The 15292-nt window shown below is 39.8% G+C and carries 12 protein-coding genes; 8 read left to right on the top strand and 4 right to left on the bottom strand.

Features of this window, described 5'->3' with window-relative positions:
* Positions 1-53 precede the first annotated feature (53 nt).
* The gene (locus H5115_RS10660) at positions 54-1019 is read left to right on the top strand and encodes an HrcA family transcriptional regulator (protein ID WP_004335385.1); all 966 of its coding nucleotides are present in this window, start codon (positions 54-56) and stop codon (positions 1017-1019) included.
* Between the two features lie 58 nt (positions 1020-1077).
* Positions 1078-1689, top strand: a complete 612-nt coding sequence (gene grpE, locus H5115_RS10655) for a nucleotide exchange factor GrpE (RefSeq protein WP_024597391.1) — start codon at positions 1078-1080, stop codon at positions 1687-1689.
* A 26-nt stretch (positions 1690-1715) separates the two neighbouring features.
* On the opposite strand, the gene H5115_RS10650 is transcribed toward grpE, so the two are convergent.
* Entirely contained in the window at positions 1716-2918 is a 1203-nt protein-coding gene (locus H5115_RS10650) for a Bcr/CflA family efflux MFS transporter (RefSeq protein WP_182755192.1), read from the bottom strand.
* 197 nt (positions 2919-3115) lie between these two features.
* On the opposite strand from H5115_RS10650, the gene H5115_RS10645 reads away from it, so the two are divergent.
* Entirely contained in the window at positions 3116-3913 is a 798-nt protein-coding gene (locus H5115_RS10645; protein WP_039487466.1) for a M48 family metallopeptidase, read from the top strand.
* A gap of 110 nt (positions 3914-4023) precedes the next feature.
* On the opposite strand, the gene H5115_RS10640 is transcribed toward H5115_RS10645, so the two are convergent.
* From H5115_RS10640 to H5115_RS10630, 3 genes are all read right to left on the bottom strand, one after another.
* A complete protein-coding gene (locus H5115_RS10640) occupies positions 4024-5040 on the bottom strand; it encodes an alpha/beta fold hydrolase (RefSeq protein WP_182755190.1) in 1017 nt (338 codons plus the stop codon).
* Positions 5041-5238: 198 nt separating this feature from the next.
* Complete coding sequence (locus tag H5115_RS10635; protein ID WP_024604219.1) at positions 5239-6027, bottom strand: nucleoside-binding outer membrane protein; 789 nt, start codon at positions 6025-6027, stop codon at positions 5239-5241.
* Positions 6028-6159: 132 nt separating this feature from the next.
* Positions 6160-7473, bottom strand: a complete 1314-nt coding sequence (locus tag H5115_RS10630; protein WP_004335396.1) for a Na+/H+ antiporter NhaC family protein — start codon at positions 7471-7473, stop codon at positions 6160-6162.
* A 354-nt stretch (positions 7474-7827) separates the two neighbouring features.
* Here H5115_RS10630 and dapB point away from each other — a divergent pair, with 354 nt between their 5' ends.
* The 5 genes from dapB to H5115_RS10605 all read left to right on the top strand — a co-directional run bounded on the left by dapB (position 7828) and on the right by H5115_RS10605 (position 15269).
* Positions 7828-8631: a 4-hydroxy-tetrahydrodipicolinate reductase gene (dapB, locus tag H5115_RS10625; RefSeq protein ID WP_004335398.1), complete on the top strand. Its 804-nt coding sequence runs from the start codon at positions 7828-7830 to the stop codon at positions 8629-8631.
* Positions 8632-8992: 361 nt separating this feature from the next.
* A complete protein-coding gene (carA, locus tag H5115_RS10620) occupies positions 8993-10129 on the top strand; it encodes a glutamine-hydrolyzing carbamoyl-phosphate synthase small subunit (RefSeq protein ID WP_182755188.1) in 1137 nt (378 codons plus the stop codon).
* A 16-nt stretch (positions 10130-10145) separates the two neighbouring features.
* A complete protein-coding gene (carB, locus tag H5115_RS10615) occupies positions 10146-13364 on the top strand; it encodes a carbamoyl-phosphate synthase large subunit (protein ID WP_182681088.1) in 3219 nt (1072 codons plus the stop codon).
* Between the two features lie 48 nt (positions 13365-13412).
* Positions 13413-13889 (top strand): transcription elongation factor GreA, encoded by a 477-nt coding sequence (gene greA, locus H5115_RS10610; protein ID WP_004335404.1) that lies wholly within the window; start codon positions 13413-13415, stop codon positions 13887-13889.
* Positions 13890-14210: 321 nt separating this feature from the next.
* Entirely contained in the window at positions 14211-15269 is a 1059-nt protein-coding gene (locus tag H5115_RS10605) for a S66 peptidase family protein (protein ID WP_182720067.1), read from the top strand.
* Positions 15270-15292: the final 23 nt, after the last annotated feature.

Here is a 15292-nt window from a genome sequence, read left to right as displayed (position 1 = left end):
AGTGAGTTAACTGCACGACTTGAAAAACAACTAAACGCCCCGATATCTCTTTCATGCAACAAGATGTAGATACCATGAAACTAAACTCACGAGATCAGCAAATTTTTTCAGCTGTTATGAACATGTACTGTAATGGTGAAGGCTTGCCTGTTCCATCAACAAAAATTGCCAAGCTCAAAGGCATGGCAGTATGCTCGGCTACGGTTCGTAATGCTATGGCTCGCTTAGAAAAAGTGGGGCTATTGTATTCACCTCATACATCTGCAGGACGAGTGCCCACAAATGAAGGGTTTGATTATTGGTTTGACGAGTTTTTTCCACTCGCTGACATTGCTAATTATTGGCAACCAGAGCAATCACAACTCGTTGAACTAGCACATGGTTTGAGCCAAAAATACCAAATATGTTGTTGTGTTGGTTTACCACAAGCCAGCTCGCAGCAAGTGTTTAGAGTAGAAGTGCTTGATTTTGATTCTACCGACTGGCTTATTCTATTAATAGACAGGGCTGGGCAGAGCCACAACATTTGTATTGATAAACCTCATGATTCGTCAGACTCTGTTCGTTATCAGTTTGCAACATGGTTGAACACCGTATTTAGCCAACAAACTCTTATGGAGGGTTTGTATCGTATGCAGGCGATGGCAAATACAGCGCCTCGAAATTGTCATGATTCGCTTAATCAATGGACGCGACAACTAAGTCAAAAATTAGGCTCAGATAATAGTATTGTAGTTGGCGAAAATTACCTCTATAAACAAATCGATTGTGAGCAAAGTTTAAATATTGGTGTTTCGTTTTTAAATTATGTAGAAGATAAACTCGCTTTTAAAAACGGTGTCTCGGTACTTAATAGCGAAAAATTGCCTTTTACTGAGTGTGATGAATTGATCGTAATAAGCGTGCCGTACTTTCAAAATCAAGAATACCAAAGCCGCTTTTGTATAATTTGCCCTAAATCAGCGCAAATCGAAGAAATAATTCGAGAATTTAAATTAATTGAGGCATCTAACTCTTGAATCTTTTTATTCAATCCCCATAATTACCGCAGTTGTAAAGAATTGGAGCACGTATTTTATGTCTGAGCAGACACAAAACCCTGAGCAAGAAGTAGAATTAAACGAAGAAATTTCTAAAATGCAGGCTGATGTAGAAGCAGCAGTAGAAGCCGCTGATCAACATGCAGAAGAAGAGCAAAGCCCTGAAGCAGAAATAGCTATGCTATATGCAGAGCTTGAAGCTGCTAAACAAACTATTGCTGATCAAAAAGATGGTGTTGTTCGTGCTGCAGCAGACGTAGACAACATTCGTCGTCGTGCAGCACAAGATGTAGAAAAAGCGCATAAGTTTGCACTAGAAAAATTTGCTAACGAATTACTACCTGTAATTGATAATCTTGAGCGTGCTATTGAGTTTTCTGATAAAGAAAATGAGACTCTAAAGCCGTTGCTTGAAGGTATCGATATGACAGTTAAAAGCTTTAACGATGCTGTTGCAAAGTTTGGTGTTGAAATTGTAAATCCACAAGGTGAGCAGTTTAATCCAGATTTTCATCAAGCAATGTCAATTCAACCAAGTAACGATGTAACACCTAATACAGTACTTGCTGTTATGCAAAAAGGTTACACATTGAATGGTCGTTTATTACGCCCTGCAATGGTTATGGTTTCTAAAGCTGCTGATGCTTAATTGAATTATTAGTTTTAAAAAATGCCTCATATTGAGGCATTTTTTTTGTCTTTTTTATAGTGAATTAACTGTACGAGCATAGTAAGCAAAACCGCGCTAAACATTAAACTTGAAAACGGCACTGCGCTTTTTGCATGCATAATAGCGAGTAGTGGGCCAACTAATGCGCCACTGCCAAAACGAAGTGTGCCAATTACGGCCGTTGCCGTGCCTGTGTTTTTTTCAAACTTCATTAATATTAGCGAGTCAGCATTACTTGCAGTGACGCCTAAGCTCATCATTAATGGCGCAATAGCAGCCACAATATAATAAAGTGATAAATGCAATAAGCTAAATGTTAGCAGAGCCAGCCCCGATACAAATCCAAATGTAAGCCCAATATAGAGCATTTTTCGAGAGCCCAGCCTTGGTACAATTCGCGTATTTAAAAAGTTACCAAACATCAGCGCCATTACGTTAAAGGCAAATAACACACCAAATAACTGTTCTGACACTTCATATAAATCTAAATAAATAAATGGTACTGAGGTCAAAAAGCAAAAAAATCCAAACGATACAAACATAGAACTGAGTATGTCGGCACGTGCACCTTTATTACTGAGTACTGTTTTATAGCTATCAAAAAATAGAGCGAGACCCTTTTTTTCATTTTTGTGAATAGGAATATCAATTAGATACACTTGCACTAACGCCAATATTAAAAAGCTATATCCAGCAAGAACCAAGAATATTGTTGACCAAACAGAAAATCCTAAAATAAACGAACCAACAGAGGGGGCAACTAACGGTGCTACCATCATGATCATCGATACATATGACATTCCTTTAGCTGTATTTTGCTGATAAATATGGCGAATAATACCCGGTACTACTACCGTTGCTGCCGCTCCCGTAAATGCTTGCACTGCTCTAAGAGTCCAAAAAGCATGGATTTCGGTGGTAAATGCCAGTGCAAGTGAGCTTGCACCAAATAAGGTTAAGCCGATACGTGCAAGCTTACGGCGGCCAATTTGATCGGCAATGGGGCCAAAAAATAGCATCCCTAATGAATAGCCTGCTAAGTAAATACTCAACGATATTTGTACATTGGGCATATTAGTGTGTAAATCGTTTGCAATTACCAGCATGGCAGGTAAGTACATATCTATCGCCAATGGCGTAATCGCCACGATACTGGCTAATAAAGGCAATAAAATACGGGTATTAAAAGACGAGGCTGAGGCGTCCATGTGTAAACTCAACAATCACTAAAAACAAGGGTTATAGTGTAACAGGGCATTGTATTTGGATAAACTTAGTTTGCCCGCTAAGTTTATCGTCATATTGCTTTTTTTTAATATAACGGTACATAAAGCAAATATTTTAAATTGGTACTGTGTTTGCTATTCTACAAGCAATAAAAAATTCATTACTTAAGAGAATTATCATGAAAAAACTAGTACTTGCAGTATTAGCGACAGCCGTTTTAGCCGGTTGTAAAACGTCACCAACAGGACGTACTCAAATAGCGCTTTACTCAGATCAACAAATGAGTGAAATGGGCACAGCTAGCTTTGCCGAAATGAAAGCATCTCAGCCAATAAATAAAGACGCTAAAACAAATTCTTATGTAAATTGTATTGCTGAAAAAGTAGTGGCTGTATTACCAAAAGAATACGCGTCGCAAAATTGGGAAGTAGTGGTATTTGAAGATGAATCTGCTAACGCTTTTGCATTACCTGGGGGTTACATTGGGGTTCATACGGGCTTATTAAAAATAGCCACCAATCAAGACCAATTAGCAACAGTGCTAGGGCACGAAGTAGGGCACGTAATTGCTGAGCATTCTAATGAGCGTGTTTCACAAAGCTCTATTTTAGATACCGGTATGCAACTGGGCAGCGCGGCACTTGAAATGGGTAATATTCAATACCGTAACGAAATTATGCAAGGCTTAGGTTTGGGCGCACAATATGGAGTTGTTTTACCATTTAGCCGCTCTCACGAATCAGAAGCCGATACTATAGGTCTGGATTTAATGGCACAGGCGGGTTTTAATCCACAAGAGTCGGTTACACTTTGGGAAAATATGAGTGCAGCGGGCAGCGGTACAACCCCTGAGTTTTTATCTACTCACCCAGCGCCAAGTAACCGTATTAAAAATTTACAAGCGCAAATGAGTAAAGCACTAAGCGAGCAAAGCACTGCTAAAGCACAGGGTAAAAACCCACAATGCACACTGTAGTTAAGCGCTTTACTATCTGAAGTAGTGTACGTTTAGTATTAATGCGTAATTAAAATAAAACCCCTGTAAGTATTTACCTACAGGGGTTTTATTTTAGTTTTTAAGCGTGGTTATTCAGCAGCAAGTGCTTGTTTAAATACATTTTTAAAGCGTTCGAAATCTTCAATGTGCGGCAGGTGCCCTAAATTATCCAGTTCAAATAATTGTGCGTCAGGGATAAGTGTTGCAGCGTGTTTGCCTAATTTATCATATCGACCAAGCTCGTAATCAACACCGTCTTTTTTCCAGTTACGGCCAGGGCCGGTTCTATCGCGTGTACCAATAATTAATTTAACCGGTACTGCTAAATCTTTAAATTCGGTTATTACAGGTTGAGTGAAAATCATATCGTATGTTTTTGCATTTACCCATGCCATTTGTTCTTTATCTGGGCCTTGTATTTGCCCTGTTATAAAGTCGGTTAAGGCTGAATATGTGGCATTCCAATTACCATCGTAGTAATTTTTTTGTTGGTATTTTCTTACGCCTTCTGGCGTTTTTGAAAATTCGTTTTTATAGAAAAAATTTGTATCTTTGTAATCAACATACTGCAGGTAGTTTTCAAGCCCAATAGGGTTAAGTAAAATTAATTTACTTGTTGTGTTTGGGTACATTAATGCAAAACGACTCGCTAGCATCCCACCCATAGAGTGCCCTAATACAATTGACTCTTTTATATTAAGTGAGTCCATTAACGCATGAGTATGATGAGCAAGAGCCGCAAATGAATACTGGTAATTAGTTGGTTTAGATGATTTTCCAAAACCAATTTGATCAGGAATTAATACGCCGTAGCCTAAAGATTGCAGGTATTGCGCAGTGGTAGTCCAGTAATCTGCATTAAAATTTTTGCCGTGCATAAGCGTCACTGTAGGCATGTCGGATTTGGTAGGCTTTAAGTAAATATAGGCCATTTTAAGAGACTGTTTTTGTGACTCAATGTTAAAGTAATTTACTTTAAAGTCGTACTGGTAACTGCTTAAAAGCGCATCATAAGAAAGTGAAGAGGTATCTTGCGTTGTGCTCGCTAATGCATTGTTTGTTAATAACAATAAAGTAGAAAAGCAAATAACTTTAATCGACGACATTTGGTTACTCCAATTAAGGACAAATAATATAAGCTCTAATATATAAAACTCAGAATAATTCATTATAGTAACCAAACATTAAGTACTATTCAATTGAGGCTTTGTCATGCTCAACGTTGTTTAATTTGGAGATGAAAAGAGCGAAGCTAAAAGAGAGCTTCGCTTATTAATGTAGGGTAAAACGAGTATCGTTAAAGCTTAAAACGTCCACTCAATATGGATTTGTGGCACTGACTCAGTGACTTCAGTACCTAGTTTATTGTGCCAGTATTGTAATTCCATACCCAACAGTAGTGTGTTTTCTTTCATTTGAAGAGCGTGGCCCATATCCCATACTAAAATAGGCTGTGCGAGTATCCACGCCTCTACATCGTTACCAAATTCATCTTCACGTTCTGCAATGTATTCAGCGTGGCCTTTAAAGCTAAATTTTTGTGAGCCAATAGTGAAAGGGTATTCAAAGGCAACATCAAGCATCCAGCTATTTGTTTCAATAGGAGCCCCGCCTTTTGCTACACCTTCACTATCGTCAATGTAAGCTGTGAATAGCGTTTGAAAAAAGTTAAACCCAGGTACATCCCAGCTTAATTTAACACCTGGCAAGTATTTCATTACTTTAGCGTCGCCAGCAACGTTAATACCACCGGTAAGGCCCACATCTAATAATGCGCCTGCGCCAATTTTTTCGCCGCTAATGGCCGATAAGCTTACCGTTGAATACCACTCACCATAAAAATCAGCATCTTGGTAACCATCATCGGTATCGTCTTTACTGTAATCGATAAAAAAGAAGTTATCACCGTAATCGTAACCCGATGCATGTTGAACCGAGTAAACAGTGGTGTTTGACTCTTGCTCAGTGAATGGGTTTTTTTGGTTGCCATTATTAATATGTAGTGCTGTGCTGCTCCAATTAGCCGCAAAAGCAGAAGACGATAAAGCAATTGATGTAAAAGTAACGAGAGGAAGTAATTTTTTAAATTTCATATCTGTATTTAACTATAATTTTAGTGACACGCGAAGGCGCGCATTATAGCAAAAGTGATTGATATGTAGAATATTATTTTAACATATGTTGCAGCTTACTTATTAAGCTGCAACATAGTGTCGGTGTTTAAACTATGCTTTATTACGGCGTAAGCAAATAACTGCAATGGCTGTAAATGCTAAAATAAAGCAGTAATAAGAAGACGTTGATACTTCCCACGGGCTAATTTTAAACGTAGCACCTAATAACAATGCTTGGGCACCGTATGGCAATGAACCCTGTGTAACACAGGCAAATATATCAAGTAAACTGGCAGAGCGTTTACCGCTTATTTCACCGTCATCCGCTAGCTTTTTAGCAATAGGACCCGCGACAATAATAGACACTGTGTTATTAGCAATACATACATTACTTGTTAAAACTAACGCAGCGATACCTAATTGATCCGCCACTTTACGGTGCCATTTTGCAATGATTTTAGTAATCGCTTGAATTTTTTGAGCAATGTAATCAAGACCACCGTTAATACGAATAAATTCAGATAAGCCACCAATAAACATAGAAAGTAAAAATATTTCCTGCATATCAGTAAAGCCTTTGTAAATGTCTTTTACAAAGCTTGCGCCTTCGTAACTTCCTGTAAAGCCCATTAATGCGGCAAAAATAATACCGCTAAACAACACTACAAATACGTTTAAGCCAGCAACTGCTAACACTAAAATAAAGGCATAAGGAAGTACTAACCAAATATCATAGTCTTTAGTTTCAACTACTTGTGCAGCAGGTGTTAAATAAAACAACAGGGCGATTGTTAGAATGGCTGCAGGGACTGCAATTTTAAGATTTTCTTTAAACTTGTCTTTCATTTCACAGCCCTGCGTGCGCGTAGCTGCAATAGTGGTGTCTGAAATAATAGATAAGTTATCGCCAAACATAGCGCCAGATACAATCGTACCTGCCATTAATGCTGGGTCTATACCTGTTTTAATTGATACCGCATAAGCGATAGGGCCAATGGCGCCAATCGTACCCATTGACGTTCCCATTGCAGTAGAAACAACGGCCGCAATTAAAAACAAACCAGGGAGCAATAACGAAGGTGGAATAAGTGATAAGCCTGCATTTACTACCGCATCTACTCCACCGGTTGCACTTGCCACAGCCGAAAAGGCACCTGCAAGTAAGTAGATTAAACACATGGTAATAATATTGTTGTGTCCGGCACCTTTAATAAAGGTCTCTACACATTGGTTTACCGTGCCTTTATTTAAAATAAACGCAAGCATGATGGCGGGCAATATAGCAACAGGTGCAGGTAGTTGGTAAAAAGCATAATCAACCCCTTGCGATTGCAAATACAAACCTGAGCCTAAAAATAGCGCTACAAAGGTAAGTAGGGGAAGTAAAGAAAGTATTGCTTTGTTTTTATTAAATGATGGCTGCATCATAATCCTCATAACCAGTAAAATTTATCACAGCCAAAACTCCTCTTTTAGCTGAATTTAGCAGTACAACTTTTTATTTTAAAAAGTTGTTAGCCGCAGCGTCCGCAAGCCAAAGACCAAATCGACGCGAAAGAGAAGTTTAAATGTATAGATGGCTAAAGTAAACTGGTATTGTTATTATTATTAAATTAAAAGGTCACCTGACTATTGCATGACTTTTAGATAATATCTATAAAGCAACGCGATTTTCAGCGATTAATATTTATCCAACTGCATAAAAATACCCACCTGCGTATTTTGTAATGCCCGGATATATGGCTAATAAACGGATTCAAATTAAATTAGGTAAAAACCATGACTACAAATCGAATAGGTGTTTTTGGTGCTAACGGCAGAATGGGCTTAGCCCTATTAGAAGCCGCGACAATTAAAGAGCAAACACAACTTACAGGCGCATATGTTCGTAGTGGTTCATCGCTATTGGGCATTAATGTAAATCAAGTAAATAGCGCAGCCGATAACAGTGTTAGCTTTAGCGACGAAAGTACAATAGATGATGTAGATGTTTTAATCGACTTTACGCTGCCAGCGGGTATGAAAAACCATTTAAAAACAGCTGTTGCACAAAAAATTCCTATGGTAATTGGCACAACAGGTTTAACAAATGATGATATGGCGCTATTACACGATGCCGCTAAACATATCCCTATTGTATTTGCACGAAATTACAGCGTAGGTGTCAATGTATTACTTAACCTTGTACAAACTGCAGCGACTAAATTTGGTGACGATTTAGATATCGAAATATTTGAAGCGCATCACCGTCATAAAATAGATGCACCATCGGGTACTGCACTGGCAATAGGTGAGTCAATCGCGCAAGCGAAAGGCTGGGATCACGACGAGGTTGCGGTATATGACCGAAGCCAAGTAGAAACAGCGAAATCTCAAAATGAGATTGGTTATTCTGTCCTAAGAGGGGGCGATATAGTAGGTGAACATACCGCATACTTCGCTACAATGGGCGAAAGGCTTGAATTAACACATAAAGCAAGTTCGAGAATGACGTTCGCTCTAGGTGCTATAAGGGCTGCAAGCTGGTTAAAAAATAAACCTGCTGGACTTTATGATATGCAAGATGTGCTAGATCTTAAGTAGTTTAGTTACTATTTTAACTGTTTGGGTCTAATTTCACCTACAGTGACTTATTTGTAACAATTAACCAAATAATGTTAGACCTAAATAGCAACTTCATGTAATATGCAGCCAATTTGCCAAAAATTACTAAATGCGTGTTTCCAATTATACCCAAGTGGCTAGTAAATCCAGGGTTTCAGTGGGAATGAAAATAGTTTTAGGCAAGAAAAATGATTGAAGGTTGAATGCTTTACATCTGCATCATTTAAGACTGCGTAAAACAATTTAAGCTCACAAAAATCTGGTTTTGACGATCCCTCTGGGTATTGGCGGGGTGTTAAGCAATTGCTTACTCCCGTTTTTTACTGTTAGGAGGTTTAACTTGACTAAATCCGCTCTGTTAGTCCTAGAAGACGGCACAGTGTTTCGCGGTACTGCAATCGGCGCTGACGGCATGTCAGTCGGTGAAGTGGTATTCAATACGTCTATGACTGGTTATCAAGAAATTTTGACTGATCCATCATACGCGGAACAAATCGTAACTTTGACGTACCCACATATCGGTAATACGGGTACCAACAGCGAAGACGAAGAAGCGAATCAAATTTGGGCTAAAGGCCTAGTGATCCGTGATTTGCCACTGCTAGCAAGTAACTTTCGTAACGAGCAATCGTTAGATGATTACTTAAAAGAACGTAATATTTTAGGTATTGCGGACATCGACACCAGAAAGCTAACTCGAATTTTGCGTGATAAAGGCGCACAAAACGGGTGTATTGTTGCCGGTGACGAGCTAGACGAAAATAAAGCGTTACAAGCCGCGCAAGCCTTCCCAGGTTTAAAAGGTATGGATTTAGCAAAAGTTGTCTCAACCAAGGAAAATTTTGAGTGGCGCGAATCAAGCTGGACATTAGGTGAAGGATTTAAAACCCTTGACGCTGCTGATGAAAAGTTTCATGTTGTTGCCTACGACTTCGGTGTAAAACGTAATATTTTACGTATGCTTGTAGACCGTGGTTGTAAACTTACAGTAGTACCAGCGCAAACTTCAGCCGCTGAGGTACTTGCTTTAAACCCTGATGGTATCTTCTTATCTAATGGCCCTGGTGATCCTGAGCCATGTACTTACGCTATTGAAGCCATTCAAGCCTTTTTAGAAACCGACACACCTATTTTTGGTATCTGTTTAGGTCATCAGTTATTAGCCCTTGCCTCAGGTGCTAAAACAGAAAAAATGAAATTTGGCCACCACGGTGGTAACCACCCAGTTAAAGACCTAGACCGTAATGTAGTTATGATCACAGCTCAAAACCATGGTTTTGCAGCTCAAGAATCAAGCCTACCAAGTACGCTTCGTGCCACGCATAAATCGTTATTTGATGGAACGCTTCAAGGTATTCATCGTACTGATAAGCCTGCGTTTAGCTTCCAGGGTCACCCTGAAGCAAGTCCAGGTCCACACGATGCAGCACCATTATTTGACCACTTCATCGATTTGATGCAAGCGCGTAAACACTAATTTAACTGGAGTAATAATGCCAAAACGTACCGACATAAAAAGCATTCTTATCTTAGGCGCAGGCCCAATTGTAATTGGTCAAGCTTGTGAATTTGACTACTCTGGTGCTCAAGCGTGTAAAGCACTTAGAGAAGAAGGCTATAGAGTTATATTAGTTAACTCAAACCCTGCAACTATCATGACCGATCCTGAAATGGCCGATGCTACCTACATCGAACCAATTCATTGGGAAGTGGTAGAAAAAATTATTGAAAAAGAAAAGCCAGATGCAGTACTGCCTACAATGGGTGGTCAAACAGCATTAAACTGTGCACTTGATTTAGACAAGCACGGTGTATTGGCTAAGCACGGCGTTGAGCTAATTGGCGCAACGGCGGATGCAATCGACAAAGCAGAAAACCGTGAACGCTTTGACGTAGCAATGAAAAACATTGGCCTTGAATGTCCTCGTGCTGAAATTGCTCACTCAATGGAAGAAGCTAAAGATACAATGAGCCGAATTGGCTTACCATGTATCATTCGTCCTTCTTTCACCATGGGTGGCACCGGTGGCGGTGTTGCTTACAACATGGAAGAGTTTGAAGAAATTTGTGAGCGCGGTTTAGACTTATCGCCAACAAACGAATTATTGATTGATGAATCACTGATTGGTTGGAAAGAGTACGAAACAGAAGTTGTACGTGATAAAAACGATAACTGTATTATTGTTTGTACCATTGAAAACTTTGACCCTATGGGTGTTCACACTGGCGATTCAATCACCGTTGCACCAGCGCAAACGCTAACCGACAAAGAATACCAAATTATGCGTAACGCCTCTATGGCGGTATTACGTGAAATTGGTGTAGAAACTGGCGGTTCTAACGTGCAGTTTGGTATTAATCCTGAAGATGGCCGTATGGTTATCATTGAGATGAACCCACGCGTATCACGTTCATCTGCACTTGCATCAAAAGCAACGGGTTTCCCAATTGCTAAAATTGCTGCAAAGCTAGCAGTTGGTTACACGCTTGACGAGCTTCAAAACGATATTACTGGCGGTAAAACTCCAGCGTCTTTTGAGCCTTCAATCGATTACGTTGTAACAAAAATTCCTCGCTTTAACTTTGAAAAATTTGCCGGTGCTAACGATCGCTTAACTACGCAAATGAAATCAGTTGGCGAAGTAATGGCGATTGGTCGTAACCAACAAGAATCATTACACAAAGCATTACGTGGTCTTGAAGTGGGCGCAACAGGTTTTAACCCAATAGTTGCACTTGATGACCCTAAAGCTAAAGAAAAAATCATTCGCGAATTACGCGAGCCAGGTGCTGAGCGTATCTGGTACATTGCCGATGCAATGCGCCATGGTATGAGCGTTGATGACGTTTATGAGCTGACTAAAGTTAATCGCTGGTTCTTAGTACAAATAGAAGATATTTTAAAAGACGAAGCAAAAATTAGTGAAGTAGGTATGGCTGGTTTAAATGCCGACTTCCTACGTAAACTTAAACGCAAAGGTTTCGCAGACCCACGTATAGCTGAAATTGCTGGTGTATCTGAAGCTGAAATTCGTAAAAAACGTCACCTATTAAACATCGTGCCAGTATACAAGCGTGTTGATACGTGCGCCGCAGAATTTAGCTCAGACACAGCTTACATGTACTCATCTTACGATGAAGAGTGTGAAGCAAACCCAACAGATAAAGACAAAATCATGGTTATTGGTGGCGGTCCTAACCGTATCGGCCAAGGTATTGAATTTGATTACTGTTGTGTACATGCCTCGCTTGCGCTTCGCGAAGACGGCTATGAAACTATCATGGTTAACTGTAACCCTGAAACGGTTTCTACCGATTACGATACATCTGATAGACTATACTTTGAGCCAATTACACTTGAAGACGTACTCGAAATCGTACGTGTTGAAAAGCCAAAAGGCGTTATCGTGCAGTACGGTGGTCAAACACCACTTAAATTAGCACGTGAGCTTGAAGCGAATGGCGTTCCAGTAATTGGTACTTCACCTGATGCGATTGACCGTGCAGAAGATCGCGAACGTTTCCAACAACTTGTTGAGCGTCTGAACTTACTTCAGCCAGAAAATGCAACAGTAACTTCAACTGAAGAAGCACTACTTAAATCAGTTGAAATTGGTTTCCCACTCGTTGTACGTCCGTCGTATGTACTAGGTGGTCGTGCAATGGAAATTGTATACGATGAAGACGATTTACGTCGCTACATGACCGAAGCTGTATCTGCATCAAACGAAGCACCTGTATTACTGGACCGTTTCTTAGATAACGCAATTGAAGTTGACGTTGACGCGATTTGCGACGGCGAGCAAGTAATTATTGGCGGTATCATGGAGCACATTGAGCAAGCCGGTGTTCACTCTGGTGACTCAGCATGTTCATTACCAGCACATTCTTTATCGCAAGAAGTGCAAGATGTGATGCGCAAGCAAGTAACCGATATGGCGCTTGAGCTTGGTGTTGTTGGCTTAATGAATACACAGTTTGCTGTAAAAGATGGCAAAGTGTACTTAATTGAAGTTAACCCGCGTGCCGCACGTACTGTACCGTTTGTATCAAAAGCAACCGGTGTAGCGCTTGCAAAAGTGGCGGCTCGTTGTATGGCGGGTCAGTCTTTGGCAAGCCAAGGTATCACTAAAGAAGTGATCCCTCCTTATTACAGCGTTAAAGAAGTTGTTTTACCATTTGCTAAGTTTCAGGGTGTGGATCCAATTCGTGGCCCTGAGATGCGCTCAACGGGTGAAGTGATGGGTGTTGGTGATACTTTCGCCGAAGCATTCGCAAAAGCACAATTAGGTGCAAGCAACACTTTACCACGCGGTGGTCGCGCGTTATTATCTGTTCGTAATAGCGATAAGCCACGCATTGTTGAATTAGCCAAGATTATGACCGACTTAGGTTTTGAACTTGACGCAACGGGTGGCACGGCACAAGCTCTTGAAGAAGCTGGCATTGAAGTACGACGTGTAAACAAAGTATATGAAGGCCGCCCGCATATTCTTGATTATATCAAGAATAAAGAGTACAGCTATATCGTTAATACCACCGAAGGTCGCCAAGCGATCGAAGATTCGAAGGTGTTACGTCGTGGTGCATTGCAAAATAAAACCAACTATACGACAACCTTGAACGCGGCTTTTGCTAACTGTACTGCTAACAAAGCAGATGACCGTAGTAAAGTAACGTCAGTTCAAGAGCTACACCTGCGATTGAACTAAGGAAATGTGCCAAGGCCAACTAGGGCCTTGGTGTTAAGTGAGAAAAGTATGCAATCAATTCCGATGACAGTTCGTGGCGCAGATTTACTGCGCAAAGAGCTTAACGAATTAAAAACAGTTACCCGTCCAAAAATTATCGCCGACATTGCTGTTGCGCGTGAACACGGTGACTTAAAAGAAAACGCTGAGTACCACGCTGCACGTGAGCAACAGGGTTTTTGTGAAGGTCGTATTCAAGAAATTGAAGCTAAACTTTCAAATGTTCAGATAATCGACGTAACTAAAATGCCAAATACGGGCAAAGTTATTTTTGGTACTACCGTAACTATAGTAAATGTAGATACGGATGCTGAAGTAAAATACCGTATTGTAGGCGATGATGAAGCCGATATTAAAAACAACTTAATTTCTGTTAATTCACCGATTGCACGTGGCTTAATTGGTAAACAAGTAGACGATGCAGTGTCTATCCAAACGCCAAAAGGTATCGTTGAGTACGAAATCATTGAAGTTGAGTATCTTTAACGCATAACTCACTTTAACGTTTTAAATAAAAACCGATGTATTTACATCGGTTTTTTTATGCCTTAAATAAATCACTATACTGATAAGGGTGTTCATATTGCATAAAGAGTGAGCATGATGATATAGGTACATAATCACTTTATACCAATCTGCTTATATATGGGGTCTATTTAACGTTAAGAAAATTACGCTAGAACTAGGCAAAAGTTTTTATATCTAGTTGTTCTAAATAAAAAACTTTTAACGACGTTATAGTGCAATTTAATTCGTTAAATTGATCAAAGATTTATGCAGGTTGGTATTATTAAAAAGGAACACTCAATGGCTAATATACTTTACCCAGCGCCTTTAAAAGTAGGCTCTAAAATTGCTATTTGCTCGCTTTCATCTGGGCTAAAAGAAAAGTATCACGGACGCTTAGATATTGTTATAAATGGACTACAACAACGAGGGTATAATGTTGTTGAAGGCGAGTTTTTACGTCAAAACAAACCACGCGAACAGCTTAATGCTAAAGCGCATGCTAAGCAGCTAATGGGTTTTTTATTAGATGATGAAATAGATGCGATTATGCCGCCAATGGGTGGTGAGCTGGCAATGGAAATACTGCCACTACTTGATTTTAACGCCATTAAAGAAGCAAAACCTAAGTGGTTAGTTGGTTTTTCTGATGTGAGTACTATTGCATGTGCACTCACTGCTAAGTGCCAATGGGCAACCCTTCACAGCGCTAATCTTATGCAGTTACACCCAGATGAAAAAAATCCGTATAGCCTACAAATATTTGAAACTCTGACCTACGAAGCCGGTAGTAAATTTGAGCAAGGTCCTTCTTCTTTATACCAAAAAAATAAGCCTAATTACGCGCAAAACCCGAACGAATTACTCAGCCCGAGTGAGCCCACAAACTGGCAATGTTTAAACTACACAGATAAACGTACCATAGAAATGTCTGGTCGGTTATTTGGTGGGTGTTTAGATACCGTAGGTTTATTGCTCGACTCGCCATTTTTAGCGCTGCATGAGTTTAAAAAGAACAGTGCGCCCGAAGGGCTTATTTTATACCTTGAAAACTCGGAACTTACACCTACAACCGTTGCACGATTTTTACTGTCATTAAAATTAGCTGGCATATTTGACGACATCAATGGATTGGTTTTAGGGAGAAGTGAAATAACACAAGGTCATTACGATGCCTTTGATTATCGCCATGCGTTAGATGTAGCGCTAGGTGGGTGTTTATTTCCTGTAATTTTTGATGCCGATATAGGGCACGTTCAACCTAACTTAAATTTGGTCAATGGTGCTACCTGTACGCTAGTTGCTGATATAAACGAAGGTATAGTAGATCGCGCATCGTTAAATATTCAACTTTCGTAGTTTTTATTGTATTTAGTTTTGAA

Origin of the sequence: Pseudoalteromonas sp. SR44-2 (genome assembly GCF_014163745.1) — a bacterium.
Classification (GTDB): Bacteria; Pseudomonadota; Gammaproteobacteria; order Enterobacterales; family Alteromonadaceae; genus Pseudoalteromonas; species Pseudoalteromonas distincta.
The sequence above is the reverse complement of the archived record's forward strand: the minus strand, read 5'-3'. Positions and strand labels throughout refer to the sequence as shown.

Excerpts from the sequence above, each read along its gene's own strand:
- H5115_RS10660 (WP_004335385.1), top strand. The coding sequence starts at position 54 with ATGCAACAAGATGTAGATACCATGAAACTAAACTCACGAGATCAGCAA.
- grpE (WP_024597391.1), top strand. The coding sequence starts at position 1,078 with ATGTCTGAGCAGACACAAAACCCTGAGCAAGAAGTAGAATTAAACGAA.
- H5115_RS10650 (WP_182755192.1), bottom strand. The coding sequence starts at position 2,918 with ATGGACGCCTCAGCCTCGTCTTTTAATACCCGTATTTTATTGCCTTTA.
- H5115_RS10645 (WP_039487466.1), top strand. The coding sequence starts at position 3,116 with ATGAAAAAACTAGTACTTGCAGTATTAGCGACAGCCGTTTTAGCCGGT.
- H5115_RS10640 (WP_182755190.1), bottom strand. The coding sequence starts at position 5,040 with ATGTCGTCGATTAAAGTTATTTGCTTTTCTACTTTATTGTTATTAACA.
- H5115_RS10635 (WP_024604219.1), bottom strand. The coding sequence starts at position 6,027 with ATGAAATTTAAAAAATTACTTCCTCTCGTTACTTTTACATCAATTGCT.
- H5115_RS10630 (WP_004335396.1), bottom strand. The coding sequence starts at position 7,473 with ATGCAGCCATCATTTAATAAAAACAAAGCAATACTTTCTTTACTTCCC.
- dapB (WP_004335398.1), top strand. The coding sequence starts at position 7,828 with ATGACTACAAATCGAATAGGTGTTTTTGGTGCTAACGGCAGAATGGGC.
- carB (WP_182681088.1), top strand. The coding sequence starts at position 10,146 with ATGCCAAAACGTACCGACATAAAAAGCATTCTTATCTTAGGCGCAGGC.
- greA (WP_004335404.1), top strand. The coding sequence starts at position 13,413 with ATGCAATCAATTCCGATGACAGTTCGTGGCGCAGATTTACTGCGCAAA.
- H5115_RS10605 (WP_182720067.1), top strand. The coding sequence starts at position 14,211 with ATGGCTAATATACTTTACCCAGCGCCTTTAAAAGTAGGCTCTAAAATT.